Origin of the sequence: Diplocloster hominis (assembly GCF_032380655.1) — a bacterium.
GTDB lineage: Bacteria > Bacillota > Clostridia > Lachnospirales > Lachnospiraceae > Diplocloster > Diplocloster hominis.
Map to the genome: position 1 here is coordinate 66,349 of NZ_JAWDIY010000013.1, position 26,271 is coordinate 92,619.

The window sequence follows — 26,271 nt, forward strand, 5'->3', positions numbered from 1 at the left end:
GCATAAAGAATATGCTGATGGAGGTATCGTATGATGAATGATGTAGAATTACTGCGTGATATCTGTGAAAATGCGGAAATGGGCCGCGACGGTATCATGCATATACTCAAACAGACGGAGGATTCCAACTTAAGCCAGGTGCTGACCAGACAGCTGTCGGAGTATCAGAAAACTTACGACACGGCGGATAAAATGCTGCATGAGAAAAACCAGGAACCCACGAGTGCGAATCCTATGGCAAAAATGATGTCTTATGTCTCATCCAGTGCCAAGACGATGATGGATCACTCCGCCTCCAAAATTGCCGAGATTATGATCCAGGGAAGTACGATGGGGATAACGAACATGACAAAAAGCCTGCATGACTACGACGGCTCTGACACAGATGTCAAAAGACTGGCAGAAAAACATATCAAGACGGAACAGGCAAATGTGGATGAGATGAAGAAATTTCTGTAACTACACGATATAATTTTCCGTTATGCAAGCAAATCACACATTAGCTTATTAAATCTCTCGCTTTCACTCCATTGCGGAAAATGACAGGATTTCTCAAACCAATAAAACTGTTTTTTCGTCTCAATCCGGTCAAAGTATTCCTTCGCCAGAGCAGAGGACACATGACTGTCATATCTGCCCTCGACAAAGATGATCGGAGCGCCATAATGTGTTTGGGCTTCAAAGTCTGTTTGCATGACCTCCTGCCACAAATATTGAATGGCTTGCAGACTGCCTTTTTGACGTCGAATCAAATCGGGGAGCGTGTAAGAGCGGGAGAACAAAAAGGGAACAACCAAATCACTATAATTTGTTTTTCCATAGAGAGAACCCTTGTGTTTGACAACCTGCTTTGTAACAAAAAGCAGGTCGTTCAGCCAACTGTCCGCTTGATAAGAACAGTCAATCCCCTTCAATTTTTCCAGGCTCTTTTTATCAGCGTGTGCCAGCGCATATTCATAGGCTGCCTTACTGGATTTTTTCATATTGACGACTTGCCCACAGCCAATATAGATACGCACCAATTCTGGATATGCCTTGACAAAGCGCAGCCCCAAAATGCTTCCCCATGAATGACCTATCAAATACAATGAGCTTTGATGAAACCGGGATAACAGCTGCTCTACAAGGGAGTGGAGGTCATTCAGAAAAACGTCAATCGTGATGGGAGCGTCAAATTTATAATAGGACTTTCCCGCGCCGCGCTGCTCCCATACAATGAGCGTGAACCGCTGTGACAGCATTTTGTTGTACTTCATCACCAAAGGGAGTGCGGCGTCGCCGGGGCCGCCATGCAGATAGATCAGCAAAGGAGCGTTTTCTTTTTCTGCGCGTATGGAAACATACTGCGGCACACCATTCAGGTTCATTTTTAACTGTTCATCTATAAACATTTCTGCCACACACCCCTTTTCCGTTATATAGAATCAGCAGAGTACGCCTTATCCGCCTAAGGCGTACTACATATAACTCTTTGATTCATTCTAATATTTGCACGTGGAAATGTCAAACTGCTCATTTCGTTTCCTTACTTCCCTTACTTCATACGACTGTTCATAACCCTGTTTGTTTACTTAGGCATCAATTTACCCATTTCACGATGGTATCGCACACAACGGAAATGCTGTTTTTATGGGCTTTTCCGGATGAAAAAAGGATATTTTTGCTTTCCCTTATGTATGCGTTTTCGAAATACCTGATTATTGCAGAATTTATGAAAATTATGTATAATCAAATTCAGATCATCACAGATCTTTGCGGGTATTAACCGCAGAACAACTCTTTTTGTCACATATGTGACACTCTCAAGTGCTGTACAGCACGTTATTGGCCGAATCGGCCGCAGATTCAGCGTGGTAACACAATCAGAGAATCGAAGAACCGGAGGAATGCCTATGGAATGACCATTGAAGAATCGGAGAAATTCTATTATAATGGATAGGAGAAATAATATGGGTAAAAGAATATTGCAGTGGCATCCGGCATTCCAGGCAGCTCTGCAGATTGAATTGTCTAACGAAGAATGTATTCTTCAATTCGAGCGGGAATATAACCTCTCTGATAAACCGCTTCAGATCGACACCTTGATCATTAAAAAAGAACCCGGCCGCCAGATCAGGAAAAGCATCGGCAGGATCTTTCGTCAGTATAATATTGTAGAATATAAAGGGCCGGAAGACTATATCAGTATCAACAGTTTTTTTAAAGTTAACGGATACACCTGTATTTATCAGGCTGACACAGAACATGAGATGGAGATTCCCCCAGAGGAATTAACCATAACACTGGTAGGGTACCATTATCCAAGAAAGCTGCTCATGTTTTTACGAGAGTCTTATCATGCAGAAGTAGATAGACCATATCCGGGGATTTATTATATATCCGGTTTTTTGTTCCCGATACAGATTCTGGTAATCGGGGAGCTGTCGAAGGAAGAGAATGTCTGGCTCGGCCGTCTTCGGAATGACCTGCAGCTGAAGGAGGATATTGAGCCGTTGGCTAAGGCTTATAGGGGAATGGAAAAGAACCCGCTGTACGTGGCTGCGATGGATCTGATTGTGCGGGCGAACTGGAAGAAATATCAGGAGGGTAGAAAAATGTGCGAAGCATTACGGGAATTATTTGCAGATGAATTGAAAGAACGTGAGAATATGGGGATAGAACAAGGTAAGGCAGATTCGGTATTGGAACTGTTGGGTGAGCTGGGACCTGTGCCGGAACAGCTTCGCGTACGAATTACTTCACAGTCGGATGGAAGTGTTTTATCGGCTTGGTTAAAGTTAGCAGCGAGAGCAAACAGCATCGAAGAATTCGTTGAACGTATAACACAATAAGAAGTAGCTAATAAGCGGCAGTTTATATACCGGTGTTCAAAACATACTAGTTTAGACGCCGGTATTTTATTATGCTAAAGGCTATAGATTGATCATACCCAGGCTTTTATATTAAGTGTATAATTATAGAATACCATTAACTATATTAAAGTTTTATAACGTGTAAGATGTTTTAACTGGAGATTCGGTTTAGATTATATACAATCAATTCTTGAAAAAATAGAAGATCTCAAACAAAGATTCATCTTTAATTAAGTTCTACTTAAGCTCTGGTATTGTCGGTTATCCCCACAGTTTAGTAATTATACAAATAGTACATTAAAATAATTAAAAGTGTTAATTATATATGTGTATATGTTACAAAATTTTAACGATTTAAGTATTTTAATTGACATTTTGTATACCGATTCGTATAATATTAAATGATTAAAAGATTTAATTAATAAATAAGGAGGTGCACACAACAATAATATGACAGGTAATTTATAAAACAAAAAAACACGGAGGGAGAAGGTATTACAGATGAAAAGACGTACACAGATCAGGAAATTAGTTACTTTATTTTTGGTGGTTATCCTATTAATACCCGCGGTAAATGTCAAGGTAAATGCCACAGAAAATAAAGCATCAAAATTTGTGGAATTTGAAGGAGAATGGAATTTTAAATTATATCGGACTTATGACAAAATGTTCCAATATTTACCATATAATATGGTAAATGTGACCTGGGAAGATGCTGATATCGCTTCACTTCCAAATGAGTCGGAATGGAAAAACTGGGAAAAGGTAGATATGCCGTGGGCAGATGTCTCGACCGGAGGGCTGCTGCCTCTGGAAAGGCCCGGGCAGCCAAGCGTAACAAGCTATAGCGAGAGTGCAGAAGTACAGGAAGAATCTGTTGAACCAGAGGCAGCCACCCAAACCGTGCAGTCCGTTGTGCCTGCAGCTGGAACAAAATTAGAGCAGCCCGTCGAACCTGCGGCTGAAATACAAGAAAGTGATGCAGATGAAGTTACATCCCCAGCAGGAGAAAATCAATCCGAAGAATCGCAGTCACTGGAAGAAGCTATAATCGGAAACGAATCGGATGCACAAAAAACGTCAGTGCAATCTGACGGTCCGGCGGCTGTCTCAAATCAGTTACTTACGGCAGAACCGGTAACCACAACAGAGCCGATATCTGCAACGGATCCGGAGCCCGCAGCAGAGTCAATACCTACAACAGAGCCGGTACCAGCAACAGAGCCAATACCTGCAACAGAACCGGTACCAGCAACAGAGCCAGTACCAACGGTAGAACCGGAACCTACAACGGAACCGGAACAGGTGACCAGTTCGGAGGCAGAAGCAGATTCAATCCAGCCGCAGATGTCAATGGCAAACACATCTTCCGTATCTGACAGACAGAACCTCCTGGCATCTGTGTCTAATACCACTATGTTCCCTTCCTGGTCGGAGGCATGGATATGCAGAAGCTTTGATCTACCGGCTGATTTCACAGAGGATAGCCAGGTCACGCTGCTGATGGGTATCATCGACGATATGGATGTAATCTATATAAATGGTCAGCTGGTAGCATCCAGTGGCTTCGTAGATGGCAATGGCAATAAAACAGATAGAATACCGGCTAACGGGGGATTTGACTATAAGAACGCCAATAAGGAAGATCAGGTAAAATTTGAAAAGTCATACTGGGAGGTTAACAGGGAATATAAGATCCCAACCAATTGTCTGAATATCGGCGGGGAAAATGAGATCTGTATCCGGGTCTATAATAATAATGGAAACGGCGGTTTCTACAGCGGTAATCCCTACGCAATCTGTGGAAATGAGCTGGCGGTGCGAGCAGTAAAGGGGCTGCCTGCCGATCCGGTAACCTCATCAGAACTGGATCAGGTTGTACAGAGTCAGATCAGTGCTATGAATGCAGGGGATATGAGTGCTTATGCAGCCACTGTTTCTGACGACTATAAGAACGATGGACTTACAAAAGAAGATCGTCTTAAAGAGATTCAGGACATGCTGTTCCCCTATGAAGATATTAATGTACAGGATGAAAATGCGGGCTCCTACAAAGATGAGCAGGGCAGGTATTGGTATTCCGCGAAACGGATAATAACGGGTAAAGACAAAACCAGCGGTACTCTGACGACGATTTTCTCAGATACTGTGGAAATCTGTTATGCAGATGTTGGTGGCAATATACTGGAATATGGAAACTGGAACAGATGTTATGCGGTTTCCTATGATTCTGCGCTTTTTAACCAAAAATTGGGGTATGGCATCTATCTTCCTCCCGGATATTATGAAAATAAAGACCGGGATTACCCGGTGGTTTATCTGCTTCACGGAATCAACTCCAGCAGCAGCTCTTTCATCAACGTAGACCAAATAGGGGCATTTATGGATCAACAGATTGCCGATGGATTGGTGACGGAGATGATCGTGGTAATGCCGGACTCAGGAAAAAACAGTTTTTACCGGGATTCGGAGTATGATCCAACAAAACACGATTCAACGGGACCCTGGAGGACACATGTCACCACGGAGATCCGGTCTGAGATCCTGAAAAACTACCGGGCGCTCGGCGATGCGGAGTTCAGCGGAGTTACCGGAATATCCATGGGCGGTTTCGGAGCGATGTGCATCGGCACACTATACCCGGATCTATATTCCTCAGTGGCGAGTCATATGGGTGCTCTGAACCAGGAGAGCCTGAATTGTCTGAAGAGCCTGAATGAGAGCCAGCTGGAATCCTATGACTTTTATGTGGACTGCGGCCTTCAGGATACTATGGTGGATTACAGGGGCACCGTCAACACCCATGATTATCTGGAAACTATGGGAAAAGAACATGGCTATGATCTGAGGGACGGCGGCCATAACAGTGCCTTCTACATGGCAGGTATGCCCGCATCCATGAAAATGCACAGCGATCATTTCCTGAAAAACGGGCTGTTTGATGCGGAACTGACAGAGCCTGCAGGTACCTTTGATCAAAATACAAAAGGACCAAACCACAAAGAAATAATGATACCTCTGAAATTGAATGGCAATGTAATCACGGGAATAGAGAATCTTGAGGAAGGGAAAGATTATAGGATTGAGACAGACGGAATTGTTCTGCCTATGAATTATCTGAACAGACTGACTGGGGATACGGATCTGAAGATTATGCTGGCCAGCGGCAAATCCTGCACTTATCATCTGAAGGTGACGGATACCACGGAACAGGAACCGGAAGTTACGCCAGGTCCCACAGAATCACCGACACCTACTCCCACGCCTACGCCGGAACCTTCTCCGACTCCGTCGCCAACACCAAATCCCGGACAAGGAACGGATCAGAATTCTTCCGGTCAGTCAGACGGCAATGGTGGAAGTGGGAATGACAGTCAGAATATTCCTGCGGAGACGGGAGATTGTTCACAAACTGGATTATTGCTGATGCTGATGACATTCTCAGTGCTGGCAGCTTTCGTATCGAGTTATTGCATCAGAAAACGGACTGAAAGAGATAATTGATTCAACAGAATAGTAATATTTATAAATAGGGAGGGTGTGACTTGTACGAGTCGCACCCTCCCCTAAACCTTTCCCAATATGATCTGCTGGCCGCAGGTTGAATTATAACAAAGGGATTCAACACGGATCTAGATTCTGAAAAGTCAGAAGTGGTTCGCTTTGTCGGTTCAAAGGCAAATTATGAAGAAAACGCAATGCATCGAAGAATTCGTTGAACGTATAACACAATAAGAGAATGAAAAATAAAGGCTGCCTCCCTGCAGAAGAGAACTACCCGAATCTGGGTTAGAATCCCTCGAAAAACACAGGGAGTATGGCCTTTTTTGTTTCAATTAATGAACGGTATACCCCAAACGTATGGAGATTTTTTCCGTCATTTCCAGAAGCTTGGGCAGGATTATGCCCTGAATACGGGAGTCGGTCATCCGTTCGCTGTCATCGAAGGAGCTGATTGCGGCTACAATGTCATTTTTGTAATCACGCAGAGGAGCAGAGACACAGCGGATACCGATTTCACATTCTTCGTCATCATAGGCATATCCCTGCTGCCGGATTGTATCAAGCTCTTTTAAAAAACGGTTTTTTTCAGTGATCGTCTTCTCGGTGATTTTTTTCAATCCCATTACCTGGATAAAACCCTCTATCTCACGCTCAGACAACTGGGTCAGCAGGACTTTGCCGGAAGCTGTGGTATGCAGTGGGGCACGTTTTCCGATTCGCTGAAGGGAACGCATAAACGTATTGGTATTATCTACCAGATCCAGATAGATGGATTCATAATCCTTCATAACGGCCAGACAGACACCACTGCTCAGTTCGTAGGCCATATCGTTTAAATAAGGACCGCAGATACTGCGTATGCTGAGATAGCTGTTAATCTGCTGGCCGAGGCTGCATATTTTCCAGGTAAGGGAATAGCGCAGACTGTCCTCGTCCTGGTATAAATAATTGTGTTTTATAAGCGCATTGAAATAGCGCAAAAGCGTGGGTTCGGGGATTTTAAGATCCTCCGATGCGTCCTGCAGCCGGACGGGCAGACGTTTGGATGCCAGGTACTCCATAATCAGCAGTAATTTTTCTGCGGACAAACTCAAACGCTCTACATTTTTTGGGGTACTTTTTTTTCGTTCCATCGGCAAAGACTCCATTTATCAATTTTTCTATAATAATATAATTATACTTTGCTTTTTCCTATTAGAAAAGCGGAATTTAAGCAATGCGTGTCTCTTAATTATCAAAAACTAGTTATTAGGAAAGATTTTTGACTCTTTGGATATACTCCGTTAATTTCTTTTCTCCATCCGGATCACTTAGCAGAGGTTCTCCCTGGACTACCCAGGAGGCGCCGCGTTTAACTGCTTCGACTGCTTCTTCCACACAAAAAGTGGCGATTCCTACCGGTATATGGACTGCGCTGACCAGGTCATCTAACCCATCCAGTGCTTTTTTTGTGGTGGCATATTTGGATTCGTCAAAGCCCAGATGCAGCATCACATAATCGACACCCATGGCTTCGACCTCTCTGGCTCTTTGTCTTAAACGGTCGTGAGGGACGGAAAACATGTCCACTACAACTTCGATCCCGTGATCCCGCCCGGCCCGCACAGCTTCCAGGATACTCCCGTCTGCGGCCACTCCCAGGACTACGGCCTGGCCCGCTCCCAGTTCTGCGGCCCTGGCAAAATATTTGTATACTCCATCCTGTGCTTTAAAATCAGCCAGAACACTTCGGCCAGAGCTTATTTTGGCTAATTCACCGATGGAACGGATTCCCTCGAATACAATCAGAGGTGTGCCTGCTTCGATCCAATCGGCCCCGGCGCGGACAGCCATCTGTGCGTATTTTTGTCCCAGCTCCATATCTTTTACATCAATAGCGATCTGCACCCACGGTTTCCTCTTGTCATTCGTTTTCATTCTATCTTCCTCTCTTTCATTATATGATATCGTCTATTCGATCATTGATCCGTCCCAGGTGTCGATATGCTCCTGAGAAAATTCCGCTTCGTCAAACCACCTGGAGGTGACTGTCTTTGACTCAGTAAAGAATCGGACGAAGTCCTTTCCATGACAGTGCAGGTCTCCAAAGAAGGAGTGCTTGTGACCACTGAATGGAAAAATACCGATCGGTACCGGAATTCCCACATTGATCCCTACCATACCGCCGTCCGTATTTTTCATGAACTCCCGGGCATAGTATCCATTCTGAGTGAAGATTACGCTTCCGTTGGCATAGGGGTTCTGATTCATCATAGCGAGTCCCTCATCGAAATTCTTCACGCGCTTGATACATAGGACCGGGCCGAAGACTTCATGAGTGCCAATATCCATATCCTGGGTGACATGATCGAAGACGGTGTGTCCAATATAGTATCCGTTTTCATATCCAGAGACTCTGCAGCCGCGGCCATCCAACATGAGTTTCGCACCGGCATCTTTTCCCTTTTGTATCCAATCCTCTATGAAATCTCTGTGAGCAGAAGTGGCCACCGGGCCCAGATCTGATGATTTATCATAAGCGGGGCCAATCTTTTTCGTGCGGCATAGACGGATGATCTCCGCAGCCAGGCGGTCCGCGATCGCCTCCTCTGCTACAACCACCGGCAAAGCCATACAGCGCTCCCCGGCGCATCCAAATGCGGAGTTCATAATACCCGCGGCAGTACGGGTAAGCGGTGCATCGCGAAGTACCAATGCATGATTCTTCGCCTCACAGAGAGCCTGTATGCGTTTCCCGGCAGCAGCAGCGGTGGCGTAGATATGTCTCCCCACACTGGTGGAACCGACAAAAGTGATTCCGCGGATATCGGGGTGTGTTAACAGCTCTTCGGATTCCGTCCTGGAACAGGTAATGATATTCAACACTCCGTCAGGGAAACCGGCTTCCCGGTACAATTCTGCGAATTTGAAGCTGGTCAGGGGAGTAGAGCTGGCAGCCTTTAACACATAGGTGTTGCCACAGGCCAGCGCCAGCGGGGTCATCCACCCCATGGGGATCATGGCTGGAAAATTCCACGGAGCGATACCGGCGAATACCCCCAAAGGCTCCCGATAGAGAGTAGTGTCATAGCCCAGAGAGGTATCCATCAGAGATTCTCCCATCAGCAAAGAGGGGATGGAGCAGGCGAGCTCAGTCATCTCTTTGGCCTTCATGACATCTCCGTAAGCTTCACTCCAGACCTTTCCGTTTTCGCGGCAGACACAATCGGTCAACTCCTCCATATGGTTGACGATCAGTTCACGCAGGCGGAAGAAGAGTTGGGCGCGTTTGGCTGGAGGCGTGTTGCGCCAACCGGGATAGGCTGCTTTGGCCGAAGCGATGGCTGTCTCTAGCTCGGCTTTGGTGCAGCGGGGTGCCTGTGCCAGAAGTTCGCCGGTGGATGGATTATAGATGTCCATCCACTGGTTGGAAGTTGACGATACGAATTTACCGTTGATAAATAGTTGGCATTGTTTGACCTCATTCATTATTATCACCCTCATTTCTTTTCTTGTACTTTCTATGTAATTTGTTGATTCACAGACTGTTATTTTTGTGCACTGTCTTTTTTATATCAGATCTGACATTTGTTGTGATCATGATCTGTTATCGATGAATAACTGACGGACGGTTTTAATATCTTTTTGTACTAATTCCAGAGGATTCTGGAGATTGTTAAGAACCAGAGGAGGCGAAGCGTAGGAATTTTCCAGAATCAGATATCCGGAATAGGAGATTTCATTCAGTGCTCCCGCCGATTCCAGAAAGGAATTCTCACCTGTACCTAACAGGCAGGATCCGTTTCGTCTGTTTACTCCATCCTTTAAATGTACCATGACAATGTGATCACCCAATGCACGGATCATATTCGGAACATGATAGCCTTGTGCCTGACAGGGATTCTGAGTATCAAAGAAGATCCCAAAATTCCGACGGCCGATCGTTCGGCAGAGGCGCAGATTTTCCTGGATATCTAAAAGATTCTCCGATGCGATGGTAATCCCATAGTCCGCAGCCAGATCGCAGGCCTTTGTGAGCATCCGGCAGGTATTCTGAAAATGTTCTTCATTGCAGATCTCACCGTCCCTGGCGCTGCACAGCATCATCACTGGGATATGCATGTGACTGCAGATACGGATTCCCTCCTGTATCAGGGCAAGTGCAGTCTGGGCTTTGGGACTGTTCCAGGGATTGGAAAGCCCAAAAGCCATCAGCGGTGTCATGGAGAGAGAGGGGAATTCCATGGAAAGCCTGTTGGCCTGCTCGAGATAGGCATCCTGCAGCAGACGGTCTGTCAGGGGAAGACCTCTGGCATAGGAACCGATCGTCAGCTGATATCCAGTGATTCCCATGTCTCTGGCTTTTTCCATACCCCATATACCAGGCAGCGGGAATTCCCATTCGCAGATTCCGAGTTTTCTTTCGGGCATACCATTTACAACTCCTTTCGTATCAGATTCTTAAGACCGATGGTCTTGATTTGAGACATTTCTTCGAGAGTATATTCGATCCCTTCCCGTCCGATTCCGCTCTTTTTGTACCCGCCGAATGCCATATCCACAGTACGGCAGGTACTGCAGCTGTTGATACCCACACCACCTGCCTCCAGATGATCTGCTATGGTTAGTGCCCGGGAGATATCACGGGTCATGATGCCGGCCATCAGGCCGTATTGGGATTGATTGGCGATAGCCACCGCCTCCTTAACGGTATCGAATGGCAGGATAGGGCAGACAGGGGCGAATATTTCCATGTCTCTGGCGATCGGCATCTGACTTGAGATATCGGTCAAAACTGTGGGAAGGTAGAAACTTTCCTGTACTCGTTTTCCGCCACACAGGCATTTGGCCCCCAGAGAGAGCATCTCATTTACCTGTTCCTGCGCTGCCTTAGCAGCTTTTACGGATACCAGAGGCCCAATGTCTGTGGATTCTGAAAAAGGATCTCCCAGTACCTTGCTTTGTAACAGGTCTTTCAGCTTCTGGGCAAAGATATCCGCGACCTGGCGCTCGACGAGGAACCGCTTGGTTCCACAGCAGACCTGGCCTGCATTGATCGTACGGCCGAAGGCAGCTTCGGAGGCAGCCAGATCAAGATCAGCATCGGCGAAGATCAGCATCGCATCATTGCCTCCCAGCTCCAGATAGGTTCGGGTAAGATTGCTGGCTGCGTTGACCGCGATATCGATTCCGACTTCCGTGCTTCCAGTAAGACTTATGGCATTGATATCCGGGCTGGTGGACATTAGGGTGCCGATTCTGGCTCCGCTGCCCGTGATTACCTGCAGGACATCACCGGGTATTCCACATTCCAGTAGAAGCTCGGCAGTGCGCAGGACAGCCAGCGGGGCTTCACTGGCAGGTTTTACCAGCACAGAATTTCCCATGAGAAGGGCAGGGGCTACCTTGTGGGCAAATAGCTCTACCGGAAAATTAAAGGGTAGGACACAAGCGACAACACCTAACGGTTCCCGCTTGGTGAAGTACAGGGATTCGTCCTCTCCGGGATTTACTCCTCTGGGCAGTACAGAATCGGACAGGTGCAGGGCCTTTTCTGTGAATCCCAGAAAAAGTTTGGCAGCTGTCTGTATCTCTGCACGGCTCTGTGTGATAGGCTTTCCCATCTCACGGGTCAGAAGTGCGGCCAACTCTTCCACGTGTTCTGTGATACTTTTGGCGGCCTTTTTAAGATATTCCGCTCTCTGATACATGGAAAGACGCCCGAAGCTGCGTTTTCCGGTCTGCGCGTATCGAATGGCGGAACGGACATCCTCTTTTGTTGCTGCTGGAACTGTGTCGATTACTTCCAGGGTGTAAGGATCGGTTACCTCAATGACTCCGCCGTCCATTGCATCTGTCTGTTTCCCGTTCACTAGCATTTTCATGAATTTATCCTCCTTTTGATTTTTAAAGTCGGGCCCGACGGATGATCACATCCTGCTGTTCTCTGGTAAGCGTTGTAAAGTAGGCGGAGAAACCACCCAGCCGGACCCGCAGATTCCGATGGGAATCAGGATTTTCCTGCGCATCCCGCAGAGTCTCCTCACTGATTCCTGTGACGGTTAAAATGACTCCACCGAGATCCAGGAAGGAACGAATGATTCCTTCCATTCTTTTTATACCGGCTTGGCCTGCTACTTCATTGGCGTTGATCTGGAGATCGAGAGGGCAGCCGGTGGCGTAAGGCAGCAGATCAGGATGGGTGATCGAATGGATGACTGCGGTAGGCCCGCTCAACTTCACACCTAATGCAGGTGAATAGTTGGAACTCAGGGCGTCATGCGCCTTTCTCCCATCGGAGGATGCGCCCACCTGATATCCGTATTTTCCGTAATTTTCAAAGGTTCCGATGGCCAGGTTCAGAAGAAATGGATGATTGGTAACATGCGCCTTCAAACCCCTGAGCGACTGATCTGCATCCCTTAAGAGTTGGGCGGCCAGATCGTCCGCATAGGACTCATCGTTGCCAAACTTCGGGGCATGGTTCAACAACAGCTGTCGAAGGTATTCCTGTCCATGAAAATCCGTAAAAAGAGCATGTATCAGGTCCTCCATTAAAATCACACCGTCCTCATAGACCAGTTTTTTGACAGCAGCCAGGGAATCCACACAGTTGGCCAGGCCGGTCAGAACATAACAGTATTCATTATACCTGCAGCCCCCCTCAGTAAGATCGCAGCCCCTCGGGATACAGTCCTCCATCATGGCGGACAAAAGCGGAGATGGGGAGATACGCGATCTGGCTTTGTAGTAGATAAGCTTGTTGTCCAGAAGTTTTTTCATCTGATATCGCATCTGTTCCAGGAATGCTTGATAAAATTGCCGGAAATCAAAAAAGGAAAGGGGATCCCCGGTATCGATAGATTCCTGACCTCCCCGGACAAGACTCCTTCCGCGGAAGAATACATATTCCAGCAGCTGCAGGAGCTCCAGGTTTACCAGAGAAAAGTTGGTTTTACCTGGAACCAGAGTTTCCCAACAGCCATCATTGGAATAACAGCGTGCTTCCTTCAGGGGTAACCCCATCTCCACTAATCCGGGAATTATGACTTCATCGTTATAGATCGCCGGTTCACTGGATCCTTTCCGCAGGATGTCCGAGATTGTATCAAACAGACGGTCTGGTGTATGGCGGTTTAACCGCACGGACATAACAGGGGCGACCACTTCCAGATAGTTCCACCAATTCAGAATACGATAGGTAAGGTCATTGACGGCATCGTTCCCATGTTCGTCCAGGCCGCCCAGTATCATGTTAGCCAGCCAGTGGTTGGCAGAAATGCCGAAGTTATAGGATTCATCCGTATGGGGATGATACAGCATTGAGATCTCCGGCGACCCGCCATCACTCCAGGCCAGATCTGTCATGTGATTTTCCCAATCGGCAGAATTGGTCTGGACCCTCTCACTGAATTTGGCCAGCCAGCTGCAGATTAGTTCATCGGTCTTTGCGGACGTCAACTGACCACTGCGGATATCCGCCTGATAATAAGGATATAGAAATTGATCTGCCCGGCCGATCGGGACAAATTCCAGGGTACTCTGCAATGAAATATATACAAACCAAAAGCTTTGCAATGCTTCCTGCAGTGTCTTTGCCGGGTTTTCGGGTACCCTTGAGCAGATATCTGCAATGTGATGTAATTCATCCCGCCTGTTGGAATCTTCGGCGTCGTCAGCGGCCTGGCGGGCTAAAACGGCGTACCGGCCGGCCAGTGCGGCTACAGAATCCAGACAGATCAGGACGGCTTCATAAAAAGCCGATTTACGTTCATCCGTTAGATTACGGGCCTGATATTCCCGTACCTCGCGGCGGATACCGCAAAGGCCCAAACGCAATACCTTATCATAATCCGGCGGGTGATGTCCCCACACCGAATGTTCATCGAATCCAGACAGTGCTGCCTCTTTCAATTCCTCAGGGAGAGCATAATGGGTAAAGACCCGGCCAAATCCGATCGAGGACATGTTAGCGATTCCCACGATCAATTCGTCCTCTTTAAGCTCTATGGGCATATGTCTGAGTGTATGCGATATGGCAAGGGCTTTGCGGACGATCAGGGGCTTTCGGCATATCTGAGGGTCTGTCAGTATAGTCTCGTTTTCGCCCCACCAGACTTTTTTTGTGTGGTATTCCACCTCAAAAAGCCGTTTCTTAATTTTTTCCATACGGTTCATAAAATCACCTCCAGAGATTCATTGATCTGTAAGTTACTTACTGGTTACCTCCACCTCCTATACTTACCGGAATACCGGATCCCCCCAGAATCCTGCAGGCTTCCCTGATAGCTGCCTGTGTGGGAAGAGGATGAAAAGCAAAAGGGTAAGACCTTCCCAGTGCCTTCCATTTGCTGCTGCCGGCCTGATGAAATGGAAGAATATGGATCTCAAGCGGCCGGTATTTTTGAGCCAGCGACATCGTTCCATATAGGTTCTCATAGGTATCGTTGATACCAGGAATCAGCGGTAAACGAAGGATAAAAGGACGGGATAAATCGGCCAGTGTCTGTAAATTATGAAGTATCAGCCGGTTGTCTCTGCCCGTCATATCGAGGTGGGCCGCTGAGGACAAAAGCTTCACGTCATATAGGATCAGGTCTGCCAGTGACACGGCCCTTTGGAATGTCTCCGCTTTGCAATAACCGCAGGTCTCGATGGCGGTATGGATCCGCTCCTCATGGAGAGTCTCAAGAAAGGAGCAGACGAATTCCGGCTGATTTAGAGGTTCTCCGCCGGTCAGGGTGACACCTCCCTGGCTGTTTTGATAGAAGGGCAGATCTCTCATGACAAGATCTAACAGTTCTGTCTGTGAAGTCAGACGGCCACAGGATGTCAAGGCCATAGTACAGCAGACACGGCAGCACAATCCGCAGGAATCGCAGCGTTTTGGATCTATGTGAAGGTGTCCCTGAATCGGGGTGATCGCATGCTTGGGACAGATGCGTACACAACTGTGGCAATGAATGCATTGTTCTTCATAATATAATATTTCTGTCCGGCAATGCTGACTTTCCGGATTCTGACACCAACGGCAACGAAGAGGGCACCCTTTGAAGAACACATTCGTTCTGATCCCAGGGCCATCATGCACGGAAAAACGCTGGACGTCGAAAATCAGCGCATGTTCGGGTGAAACTTTTTTCAATTTAGGTTGCATCAGTGGTACCTCCCTGTGTCACAACCATCTCAGAAAAAACTAAGCGGTATTCTTTCGGGGTAACGCCTACGGTTTTTTTAAAGATCCGGCAAAAATAGCCGGGATCTTTATAACCTACCGCATAACAGATATCCTTAATAGACAGCTCATTTGCCTGCAGCATTTCTTTCGCCTTGTCCAGGCGGACATCGGTCAGATAATTGACGAAGTTGACGCCGGTAAACTGCTTGAACAGTTTGCTGAAATAATAGGGACTGATATGAGCGGTCCGGGCTACGGTCTTAAGAGTCAGTGGTTCTGCATAGTGCTCTTTGATATATTCTCTGGCCAGCGCGATGGAATCATCTGAGGTCGAAGCATGCTGCTTTAAAATTGTGATATCCCCCAGTAAATATTTTTTGCACAGATCGCGCAGTTTTTCCGGGTCCCGCACTGTGAGTATTGGGAAACGGTTCCTGCTGATATGGCCGGAGAATGTGCGGGCAGGCTCAGTGACCTGATACTTGAGAAACAGGCATACCGTGAGAAGTTCAATCATGGCGGCCTGGACCGGAAGCGGATCCGAACCGGATTGCAGGCGGTACCAGTCGAAGATCGCATCGAATTCCTCAAAGCACCTCTGGGTATCCATTCGTACAAATGCCTGGTACAATTGCTGTTCTGTGAATAGAGGATATTCCTGTACGGAGGAAGGTTGAATGTTTTTATTTTGATATTGTATGACCGGGGTATTTAAATCTGTTCCCAGGAGAGCTTCCTTCGCATGTTCATAAGCCAGGTTTATGTCATCCTTAAGGGTACACAGGCCGCTGATACCGATCAGGAGTTGATAGCCCAATTCATATGCCTGAGAGGCAATCGCAGCAGCAGTCTTATGTATGGATGAGAGGTCAGGATCTGAAGAAGGGATGTAAGTTACAAACTGACCGTTGGATTTTCTTATAATGGCGCAATCATGGGCAGCAGTAATGGCTGACAAGAGCCGGGTGAAATTTTCACTTGAACAGGAATGTTCATTGTTAGCAGCAGCTTTCGTCAGTTCAAACTTTATAAGCAATACGTAACCTTTATCTGGCCAGGATAATAAAGATTCACAGGCCCGCACCAATTCTCTGGTATCTATTTCATACAGACAGGAAGAAATCAGAATATTTTTTAGAAACTGAGTGATCTCTTTTCCCGATCGATGGCCGGATGCAGTTGTTTGTACGGTTGAATAGGTACCTTTTTCCATGGTGTCCTCCTTGTCATCAGGCTTAAATTATTCAATGTGTCTGGAAAGAAGAAATATAATTTTATTATTTGAAATAAAAAATCATTTTCTATTTTTATAAAGATATCTGAACGAGTTGCGATATGGTATATTCATAAAAATTAAAGCGTTGAACTGCTGTAAATGCATTTTTAAACAAATTCATTATATGCATAATAGACAATATAAGTAAATATATAAAAGGAAATTTCTATAAATAAAACAAAAAGAAAATAAAATAAACCTAAAAAGTTGTACAATATATCTTAAATTATTTTAAAAAATTGGACTATTTTGTCATAAATGTATGAAAATGGCAAAAAAATCCATGGTAATGGTAAAAATGATGATATATAATTTAAAAAATGGATCTGCAACATAGAATTTAATTTCAAAAATTGAAATTAGAACTTTAATAAAAAATAAATATGCACAGTGAGGAGGCTTTTATGGAAGATTACATTTTAGAGATGCGGGATATCGTCAAAGAGTTTTCCGGTGTAAAAGCGCTGGATCATGTGAACTTTCGCGTAAGGCGGGGCGAGATCCATGCTCTTGTAGGAGAAAACGGTGCGGGAAAGTCCACACTGATGAAAATCTTAAGCGGCGTCTACTACAGAGGAACCTATAAAGGTCAGCTGATTGTGAATGGGAAGGAACAGCATTTCAGTACCATAAAGGATGCCGAGAACTGTGGGATTGCGATTATTCATCAGGAATTGAACATGGTGAAAACTATGAATATCTGTGAAAATCTGTTCCTGGGCAGTGAACATATCTCTCATGGGAGGATCAAATGGAGTGAGCAGTATAAAATCGCAGGAGAATTGTTGAAGGAAGTGAAACTGGACATATCTCCCACAACGCTGGTTCAGGAATTGGGAGTGGGGAAACAACAGCTGATCGAGATTGCCAAAGCCCTTCATAAAAAGGCGGAAATACTTATACTGGATGAACCGACCTCAGCCCTGTCCGAGAAGAACACACAAGATCTGCTGGATCTGCTGAAAGAACTGAAAGCCAAGGGAGTGACCTGTATCTACATATCCCATAAGTTAAAAGAGGTTTTTTCTATAGCAGATACCGTGACGATCCTGAGGGATGGCCAGACGATCTGTTCAGCACCGATCTTCGAATATGATGAGGCTAAGATGATTTATCACATGGTCGGGCGTGAACTCACCCAAAGATTTCCGAAAAAACAACGGGAACCGGGTGATGTGGTACTGGAAATTTCAGATTGGTGTGTACAGGATCCGGATAATCCGGAGAGATACCTGATCGACCATGTCAGCCTGAAGGCAAGGAAGGGGGAAATCTTAGGAATCGCCGGACTTGTGGGAGCGGGACGAACGGAGTTTGCCATGAGCCTGTTCGGGGCTTTTGCGGTCAAAGGTACCGGCATCATACGGATCGGAGACAAAGAAGTGAAAATAAGCCGGCCGTCGGATGCCATCAGAGAAGGATTCAGCTATTTGTCAGAAGATAGAAAAAGATATGGCCTGGTGCTGATCAACGATCTAAAGACGAATATGACACTAGCGGCGCTGAAGACCGTCAGCAGATTCGGAGTGATCAATAACGCAAAGGAGATCTATGAGACCAATCGGTATAAAAAGGAACTGCGGATCAAGGCAGCATCCATGGCACAAAAGGCAGGAAGCTTAAGTGGCGGCAACCAGCAGAAAGTGGTATTGGCAAAATGGCTGCTGACACAGCCACAGATACTGATCCTGGACGAACCTACCAAAGGGATCGATGTAGGGGCCAAGTTTGAGATCTATGAAATTATGAATAAACTGGTGGAGCAGGGAGTGTGTGTCATCCTTATTTCCTCAGAATTGCCCGAGGTGATGGGAATGAGCGACCGGATCTATGTAATGAGTCAGGGCAGAATCACTGGTGAACTGGATAGCCGGGAAGCGACACAGGAAAAGATATTGACCCTGGCCGCAGGGAGGCAGGACTTATGAGAAAAGTGAAAGAGTATTTCAGGATAATTACAAAAAATAATATCACAAAATTTATGATCATCATTGAAATGCTGGTCATATTTATCGTGTTCCAGGTTCTGACCAATGGACTTTTTATGTCCAGCCGGAATCTTTCGAATCTGTTGGTACAAAGCTGCACGTATTCCCTTCTGGGTATCGGGATGACACTGATTATGGTTGCCGGACATATCGATCTGTCCGTGGGTTCGGTCGTGGGGTTCCTGGGAGCATTTGCCGCGATGTTGGAAGTTAAGCTTCAATGGCCTGCGATCGCAGTGATTTTAGCCACGATTGTCATGGGAATACTAATCTACTGCTGGCAGGGGTATTGGGTTGCATACCGGCATATACCGGCATTTATCGTTACCCTGTCCGGACAATTACTGTTCAAGGGCGGGACTTTGTGGATCACGAACGGGGCATCGATCGGTCCTATGAGTGAAGGATTTTCAAAAATGGGGCGGGATGTGCTGCCACAGCTCTTTTTCAAAGATGCGGCCTGGAACGACGCAAGTATTCTGTTTGCGTTACTGTTGGGCATAGTATATCTGGTTACTGTGCTGAATCAGAGGAAGGCAAATATAAAATTCCAGCTGGAAGTTCCTCCGGCCAGGAATGTGGTTCTTAAAACTATCCTGGTCTTTCTAATGATCGGCATTTTGACCTATATCCTGGTTTCCTACAAAGGAATTCCATATGCGGTCATCCTGCTGATCCTGATGGCGGCGCTGTTTTTCTTCCTGTCACAGAATACCCGTTTCGGACGGAATGTATACGCGATCGGAGGGAATAAGGATGCAGCCAAACTGTCCGGTGTCAATATAGAAAAGACAAATATGATGATTTTCATTGCCATGGGTTTTATTGCCTCGCTGGCCAGTATTACCTTCCTGGGCAGAGTGGGACAGGCCACTGCTGTCGCCGGCACGAACTTTGAATTCAGTGCCATTACCGGCTGTATCGTCGGCGGGACCAGTACACTGGGGGGCGTTGGAACCATACCCGGGGCGGTGATCGGAACGATCCTGATGGCGGGGATCGATAATGGCATGAGCCTTATGAACCTTCCCGCCACCTCGCAATATATTGTAAAAGCTCTGGTTTTACTCTTTGCTGTAGCCGTGGATGTGGCCAGCAAGCGGGAGAAATAGGGGGGCGTTTCTTCAGATAATTATGCCGTACCGGCAGATTATAAATTGCAACGCGACAAATAATCAACAGAGGAGGAAATGAAATGAGAAAGAATCTCAAGAAAAGTTTGGCCCTGCTGCTGGGACTGACACTGCTGACAGGTTTGAGCGCATGTGGAGATACTGCGGAAAAAGAGGCGTCGGCGGCTTCAACGCCGGCCGCTTCGCCCGTGCCTGCCACACCCGGATCAGCTGCAGCGGATGATTCACAGCAGACAGACAAATCCATCAGCGCAGAAGGCTCCACAGGACAGATTGACGGTAACGGTATTACCATAGGCTGGTCCGTACCGACTGCGCAGGAGGAGATCTGGGTCAAGGACACGGCAAATGTAGAGAAGTATGCCAGGGATGCCGGTTGTGAGATTATCACCCAGCAGGCAAACCTGGACGTAGATCGTCAGATCTCCCAGATCCAGAATCTGATCACCCAGGGTATCGATGTTCTGATCGTGGGCCCTGTGGACAACAGTTCCCTCGGCCCCGTGCTGACAGAGGTTCATGAGGCAGGGATACCGGTCGTGGCATTCGTCCGAAATGCTCTGAACTGCCCGCTGGATGCTATGATCACTTATGATTTCTTCGAAATGACAGAAGCGAACTCTGCCTACGCAGTGGAGAAAAAACCTACCGGAAATTATGTCATCGTGGGTGGGGATCTTGCCCAGGCTCCGGATACGAATGAACTGCAGGACGGAATGCTCAGCCATGTCACACCGCTGGTTGAAAAAGGAGACATTGAGATCGTCCTGGAACAAAATGTTGTTGGCTGGAAGGCGGAAACCGCAATGGCTATGGTGGAAAATGCCCTGGCCATGACGGACAATGATCTCAGTGCCGTCCTGTGTGCCAACGATGGTATGGCATACGGGGTTGTTCAGGCCCTGGAGGATGCAGGTTTGGATAAACAAGTCGTGGTAACCGGCCACGACGGGGAACTAAAAGCCCTTCAGCTGATCGCCCAGGGGAAAATGTCAGCAACCGCTTTTAAGAGCAGTGACATGTTTTGCTCCCAGGCGGTAGAGATCGCCATCAAGCTGGCCAAAGGGGAAACACTGGACCCGGACTATACATTTAATAATGGTTACATGGATGTCCCCTCCTTCAAGGCACCTTTTCTGACGGTCACCACGGAAAACATCGATGAACTTATTATTGACGGAGGTTTCTATACCAAGGATGAGATATACGCAGAGATAGCGGAATAAACGAAGCGTAACCACTGCTATTTATATGGAAAAGGCCACTGAACCAGGAATACATGATACGTTCCCGGTTCAGTGGCCTTTTCAGATGCGTTAAATTGATTATTCTATATCTGTTTTTTGAGCATCTTCCGGCCTTTCGGTTATTATTCCGCGGCAACGGTCCCCATGCGCACATTCAGATGCATAATTGAATGTTTGCTCACCAGAGTGAAAAACATCAGAACGACTCCGCATACACCGGGAATCTGAAGGGAAATCCTGTTCCGATGGAGTCCCGGACCTGGTCGGACATGCCGGAGGGCACGCAGGCATGGTCGGACATATAGAACTGGCCGGACGTGTAGGGCATGCCGGACACGAAGGTATGCCCGAACACGGAGGGACGATCGGGCAGGGAGGCTTAGGCGGGCAGGGAGGTACCGGCGGACAGGGAGGCTTAGGCGGGCACGGTGGTTCAGGCGGACACGGAGGCTTAGGCGGGCAGGGAGGCACCGGCGGCAGCGGAGGTACAGGCGGGCGCGGCGGCAGCGGAGGTACCGGAGGCTTAGGCGGTACCGGAGGCGCGGGATGAGGGGGATAGATGATATCCCGGATCCAGTCGAAGGCCGCATAGACACCCTTGGCATAGAGCGAATTTACAAACAGATCATATACCTCCGGCATCGCGGTTTTCAGGTACTCAAGCTTATCCAGTGTGTCGCTGTATCTGGCGGTAACTTTTTTGTATAGTCTGCAGTTGCTTTTATTCACCTTTTGTACGGTACCGGCCTGGAGTTTATTCCGGGAGGCGGGCTGGTCGGAATGGGGCCTGGTAAACCGGATATCCACCCGGTTTCCTCTTACCTTGTATTCTCGTCTCCGGTAGCCGGTTTCGATCAGGCCGCCGACAAACGAGGAACACATTTGGGCGTTGGGGAATTCGATCGAGGCGTCCATAGTCAGCGTTCTTAGTTTAGAAAACTGGCCCAGTTTAAAGGCTGTCAGCCACCAGTGCGTGGCCTCCCTTCTTAACAGCACGCGTCCCTTCCTGCGCAGGACGAAGGAGAGAGGCAGAAATTCACTGTCCTGGATGTTCTCATAGAAAGTACCCTGGAACCGTTCGGTGTCCAGATCCTGAAGAGAGGTATTGTATATTCCGATTTCTGCGCCTGTGGTGATGCCGTATTGGCCTTTCCACAGTTCGATCAGCCATCGTTTTCCGCCGTATGAAAAAGTGATCGGTTCCGCATCGAATATCATATTAAAAAAGGGTGCGCCTTCATCGTATAGCCGGCAGTACCCGACTTCTCTCTGCCAGCAGTCCATACGTGAGTAAAAGTAGTCATCCTGTAGGTGATAGGCAAACCCGGAATCTTTCAGATCGTTGTTTAACGCGTTTTGCTGCTGCGTTTTGTTGGGATTAGGGCGGAAATGTCTGGTCCGTATCAGCCATACGATCCCAAAGATAAGGATGAGCGCCAGCAAAATACACGAAATTACTATTATTACAGTTGTCATAGAGCTTCCTAACTTTCTTTTTATTATATTGTATTAGGTTCGTGACAGCCTGTGAATAAATGTTTAAAAATCGCTGGATTTCACGGCCTGACAGGCAGCTGGTCTGATCTGGCAGGCAGAGGGGCTAATCCCCACTATACGCACCGAAACAAATTGTGCTATAATGTCGATAACCGTCGAAGGGACAAAGCGGAATAAAAGTCCCCTATCTGAGGAAAATAAGAGATGTATATAAAATTCAAATACAAACTAATGCTGGTCCTCTGCGCAATCCTTGCGATCGCCGTGACGATCACCTCCGCCATCTGGTACACGAATTCCAGATCCATGGTGGTGGAGACCATGTTCCAGTCCATGAACGTACTGTTAGATGAGAGAGCAAGGGAGCTGGAAAGCCTCTTAAAAAATATCAGCAGCCAGACCAGAACCCTTACCTATAATAACAGTACGGTAGACCGCTATATCCATAACCGCTGGGAAAATGAATACCTGAACAATCAGGCCCGGAATAAGCTGGATGAAAACATCAACAGTATCTATGTGAACAATACGGTGATCCAGTCCATCGCCATCGGTAATTTCAAGGGAGATCTGGTCTATCGTGGCAACAAGTTCGACTATGCATTTGTAAAAGAAAACAGGCTGGATGAAATGCTGCCCCCGGACTCATCGGATGTGCTGGTATTTGCCCATGGAGATTCCAGCTATTCCCCGGAAGATATCATGCTGTACCGGAACATCCTTTACTATGGTAAACGGATTGGTTTCTGCCTGGTGAACCTGAACCGCACGGATATCAATGATATTTTCGATGATGTATTTCCCGGCAGCACAGCGATCCGGGTGCGTACCAAGGGGGATTCCTATCTCTACACTTCCTCCGGTTACGCGGCTGTGGAGAAAAGCCCGGAGATGTCCGCGCAGTTTGATGATATCGAAAAGGACAGGGAGGACAGCCACCGGATCATAAGAGACGGGGATAACAGTGAGTGGCTGGCGATGAGCCAGCAGCTGTTCGCGGACGAGATCGCGATCACGATTGCCATCCCTATGGATAACCTGTTGTCCGATATCCGGAGCAAATTCCAGAATATTTTTGTTATCACACTGCTGATGATGGGAATCATGCTCTGTGTCATCAGTATCCTTTCCAGGTGGATCAGCCGTAATGTGGATTCCCTGACCACAGCCCTGCAGAACTTCAGCGGGGGGACTCTGGATACGAAGGTAGAGCTGAACAGCCGGGACGAGTTCGGAAAGGTGGCGGAGGCGTTCAATCTGATGACCGGGGATATCCGTCAGCTGATGGAAGATATCAAAACCAAAGAAAAAGAAAAGACAGCGCTGGAGATCCGTTCCCTCCAGGGACAGATTAATATGCATTTCCTGTTTAACACCCTGAATACCATCAAGAACCTGTGCTACGTGCAGCGGGTTACCAATGTCGAGCGTCTGGTGAACGCACTGATGGACCTGCTCCACGTGAGCATGGAGAACGGAAACGACTATGTAACCCTACAGACCGAGCTGGATTATATCAACGATTATCTGGAAATATATAAATACAAATCCGTTCTGCCGGTTTCCTGTTATATGGACATTGAGCCGGGACTTGAGAATGCCAGGATTCTGAAATTTATGATCCAGCCCATTGTGGAAAATGCCATCATTCACGGGATTGAAGAAAATGATGACAGTGAAGAAGGGTTGATCTACATCAAAGCGGCCCGCATCGATGAGATCATTGAAATAGATGTGATAGATAACGGGCAGGGATTTGATACCAGCAGGATTTCCACGTTCAACGGAATCGGCCTGTCCAACACGGATCAGCGCATTAAGATCCATTTCGGGGATGAGTACGGCATTGAGGTGGAGAGTACCGTCGGTGTATCTACTGTGGTCAAGGTAAGGATCCCCTATAAGGAGTGGGAAGAGTGATAAATATAGTAATCGTGGACGATGATGTTCTGGCGCTGACGAAATTAAAAAGCCTGATTAATCTGAAAAATACAAAGGTGTCCGGCGAATATACCCAGCCGGAGGACGCCCTTTCTCATATCCGGAAGCATAGGACGGATATCCTGCTGACGGATATGCGGATGCCGAAGATTGACGGGATCGAGCTGATCCGCCGGGCCAGGGAGCTGAATCCGGCGATCCAGGTGATCGCCATCAGCAGTTATAAGGACTTTGATTATGTCAAAGAGAGCTTCAAAGAGGGCAGCCTGGACTATATCCTGAAACATATGCTTACCGAGGAAACTCTGACCCAGGCCCTGCTGCAGGCCTGCGGGAAGATCCGTCAGAAACGCTCAGAGGAAAACAGGCAGGATTCCAGGGAAATCCTCCAGGAAAGCAGGGAGGCGTTAAGAAGTAAGATCTTTACTAAGCTTCTGCGGGGGGAGACGGGGGCAAAGGAAGCTGCGGACAAATTCCGGAGACATGGGATACCCTTTGACTTGAGCAGCGCTTCCGTTCTGGTCTGTGAGATCGATGATTACCAGACTGTGACGGAACGTTTTGGAGAAGAGGACAAACGGATCTTCCTGAACGCCCTGTGGGATATCATGGAAAAGGTGGTCCAAAAAGCGCCGGAAAAGGAGATCCTGTCCATACAGGAGGGACGCTATGCCATCATCCTGTCTTTTACGGATGTGAAGAGCCAGCTCTATATCCTGTCCAGAACCCAGGAATACGCGAAACGGCTCAATGAGAATATTCAGAAACTGATGAATATCCAGGTGTCCGTCGGGATGGGCAGTGCGTGCAGCTCCATGGAGGATCTGGTCAGATCCTACCACAAGTGCCTGAAAATGCTGGAAAACAAATTTTTTGAGGGCAAGGGCCAGGTCTACAGCGGCTATGACCAGGGAACCGGCGGGGCCAGAAAATTATCAGGGACCACAGACAGCTCCGCTGGATTCGACCGGGACCAGATCCTGAAAAAGCTGGCGGAGGCGGATGAAAGCTACAGGGAAGATCTGAACAGCCTGTTTGAGCATTATAAAGAAATAAAACTGCCGATACGGATCGTTGAACTGTCCATCGTGGAGCTGCTGAATCTGGGCTATTCCGTTATTAAGGAAAAACAACTGGGAGAACCGGCGCCGGATCAGAGCTTTCCGGTGCTGTACCAGAAGATCAAAAAGACGGAGACGGTGGATGAGATCAAGGAAGTCCTGATGGATTTTTATGGGGATATTGTCCTGCGGGCTGCGAGACAGAGCCAGGCCCTTGATGAGAATTATTCGAAATACACGGCAAAGGCCGTCCGGTATATCCATCAGCACTATATGGAACCTATTTCCCAGCAGGATGTGGCCGAGGAGCTGGGAATCCACTACGCCTATCTAAGTAAGATCTTCCGGGAAGATACCGGTTGTAATTTTACAGAATACCTGAACCGGATACGGATTGAAAAGGCAAAACAGCTCATCGCGGCCCAGGAATATAAAATAAAAGAGATCTATTCCAGGGTGGGATACAACCAATACAACTACTTTTTTAAGGTATTTAAACAGCAGACCGGGTGCACACCGTCCGACTACGAAGAACAGATATTAAAAAAGTAGTGTATTTATTAAAAAAATGGAGTCTGCAAAGAGGCTCCGTTTTTTTATAATAAGATCAACAAG

18 protein-coding genes are annotated in these 26,271 nt (G+C 47.2%); 8 read left to right on the forward strand and 10 right to left on the reverse strand.

Annotation, left to right across the window (positions count from 1 at the left end):
* Positions 1-30 precede the first annotated feature (30 nt).
* Complete coding sequence (locus ABC831_RS13515) at positions 31-459, forward strand: hypothetical protein (protein WP_343248635.1); 429 nt, start codon at positions 31-33, stop codon at positions 457-459.
* A 20-nt stretch (positions 460-479) separates the two neighbouring features.
* On the opposite strand, the gene ABC831_RS13520 is transcribed toward ABC831_RS13515, so the two are convergent.
* On the reverse strand, positions 480-1,391 hold the full coding sequence (locus ABC831_RS13520; RefSeq protein ID WP_343248698.1) for an alpha/beta fold hydrolase: 912 nt from the start codon (positions 1,389-1,391) through the stop codon (positions 480-482).
* Positions 1,392-1,949: 558 nt separating this feature from the next.
* Here ABC831_RS13520 and ABC831_RS13525 point away from each other — a divergent pair.
* Together ABC831_RS13525 and ABC831_RS13530 are read left to right on the forward strand one after the other, a co-directional pair.
* The gene (locus ABC831_RS13525; RefSeq protein ID WP_343248636.1) at positions 1,950-2,831 is read left to right on the forward strand and encodes a 3-isopropylmalate dehydrogenase; all 882 of its coding nucleotides are present in this window, start codon (positions 1,950-1,952) and stop codon (positions 2,829-2,831) included.
* 522 nt (positions 2,832-3,353) lie between these two features.
* Complete coding sequence (locus ABC831_RS13530) at positions 3,354-6,356, forward strand: alpha/beta hydrolase-fold protein (protein WP_343248637.1); 3,003 nt, start codon at positions 3,354-3,356, stop codon at positions 6,354-6,356.
* Positions 6,357-6,688: 332 nt separating this feature from the next.
* Here the strand turns inward: ABC831_RS13530 and ABC831_RS13535 are convergent, their stop codons facing one another.
* The 8 genes from ABC831_RS13535 to ABC831_RS13570 form a co-directional block, all read right to left on the reverse strand.
* On the reverse strand, positions 6,689-7,489 hold the full coding sequence (locus tag ABC831_RS13535) for an IclR family transcriptional regulator (RefSeq protein ID WP_343248638.1): 801 nt from the start codon (positions 7,487-7,489) through the stop codon (positions 6,689-6,691).
* A 115-nt stretch (positions 7,490-7,604) separates the two neighbouring features.
* Entirely contained in the window at positions 7,605-8,273 is a 669-nt protein-coding gene (locus ABC831_RS13540; protein ID WP_343248639.1) for an orotidine 5'-phosphate decarboxylase / HUMPS family protein, read from the reverse strand.
* 33 nt (positions 8,274-8,306) lie between these two features.
* Positions 8,307-9,824, reverse strand: coding sequence for a CoA-acylating methylmalonate-semialdehyde dehydrogenase (locus tag ABC831_RS13545; RefSeq protein WP_343248640.1), 1,518 nt, complete (start codon positions 9,822-9,824; stop codon positions 8,307-8,309).
* 108 nt (positions 9,825-9,932) lie between these two features.
* Complete coding sequence (locus ABC831_RS13550) at positions 9,933-10,766, reverse strand: sugar phosphate isomerase/epimerase family protein (protein WP_343248641.1); 834 nt, start codon at positions 10,764-10,766, stop codon at positions 9,933-9,935.
* Between the two features lie 5 nt (positions 10,767-10,771).
* Entirely contained in the window at positions 10,772-12,220 is a 1,449-nt protein-coding gene (locus ABC831_RS13555; protein ID WP_343248642.1) for an aldehyde dehydrogenase family protein, read from the reverse strand.
* Between the two features lie 22 nt (positions 12,221-12,242).
* Positions 12,243-14,513, reverse strand: coding sequence for a pyruvate formate lyase family protein (locus ABC831_RS13560; RefSeq protein WP_343248643.1), 2,271 nt, complete (start codon positions 14,511-14,513; stop codon positions 12,243-12,245).
* A gap of 37 nt (positions 14,514-14,550) precedes the next feature.
* Positions 14,551-15,492: a glycyl-radical enzyme activating protein gene (locus tag ABC831_RS13565; protein ID WP_343248644.1), complete on the reverse strand. Its 942-nt coding sequence runs from the start codon at positions 15,490-15,492 to the stop codon at positions 14,551-14,553.
* The gene (locus ABC831_RS13570; protein ID WP_343248645.1) at positions 15,482-16,726 is read right to left on the reverse strand and encodes a helix-turn-helix transcriptional regulator; all 1,245 of its coding nucleotides are present in this window, start codon (positions 16,724-16,726) and stop codon (positions 15,482-15,484) included. The genes ABC831_RS13565 and ABC831_RS13570 overlap by 11 nt, the downstream gene beginning before the upstream one ends.
* Before the next feature lie 467 nt (positions 16,727-17,193).
* On the opposite strand from ABC831_RS13570, the gene ABC831_RS13575 reads away from it, so the two are divergent.
* From ABC831_RS13575 to ABC831_RS13585, 3 genes are all read left to right on the forward strand, one after another.
* Positions 17,194-18,717: a xylose ABC transporter ATP-binding protein gene (locus ABC831_RS13575; RefSeq protein WP_343248646.1), complete on the forward strand. Its 1,524-nt coding sequence runs from the start codon at positions 17,194-17,196 to the stop codon at positions 18,715-18,717.
* The gene (locus ABC831_RS13580; protein ID WP_343248647.1) at positions 18,714-19,889 is read left to right on the forward strand and encodes a sugar ABC transporter permease; all 1,176 of its coding nucleotides are present in this window, start codon (positions 18,714-18,716) and stop codon (positions 19,887-19,889) included. The genes ABC831_RS13575 and ABC831_RS13580 overlap by 4 nt, the downstream gene beginning before the upstream one ends.
* Before the next feature lie 83 nt (positions 19,890-19,972).
* The gene (locus tag ABC831_RS13585; protein ID WP_343248648.1) at positions 19,973-21,136 is read left to right on the forward strand and encodes a sugar ABC transporter substrate-binding protein; all 1,164 of its coding nucleotides are present in this window, start codon (positions 19,973-19,975) and stop codon (positions 21,134-21,136) included.
* Positions 21,137-21,235: 99 nt separating this feature from the next.
* Here the strand turns inward: ABC831_RS13585 and ABC831_RS13590 are convergent, their stop codons facing one another.
* Positions 21,236-22,633, reverse strand: coding sequence for a DUF4474 domain-containing protein (locus ABC831_RS13590; protein ID WP_343248649.1), 1,398 nt, complete (start codon positions 22,631-22,633; stop codon positions 21,236-21,238).
* A 225-nt stretch (positions 22,634-22,858) separates the two neighbouring features.
* Here ABC831_RS13590 and ABC831_RS13595 point away from each other — a divergent pair, with 225 nt between their 5' ends.
* Positions 22,859-24,574 (forward strand): sensor histidine kinase, encoded by a 1,716-nt coding sequence (locus tag ABC831_RS13595; protein ID WP_343248650.1) that lies wholly within the window; start codon positions 22,859-22,861, stop codon positions 24,572-24,574.
* Entirely contained in the window at positions 24,571-26,208 is a 1,638-nt protein-coding gene (locus ABC831_RS13600; RefSeq protein WP_343248651.1) for a response regulator, read from the forward strand. Before ABC831_RS13595 ends, ABC831_RS13600 begins: the two co-directional genes overlap by 4 nt.
* Positions 26,209-26,271 lie beyond the last annotated feature (63 nt).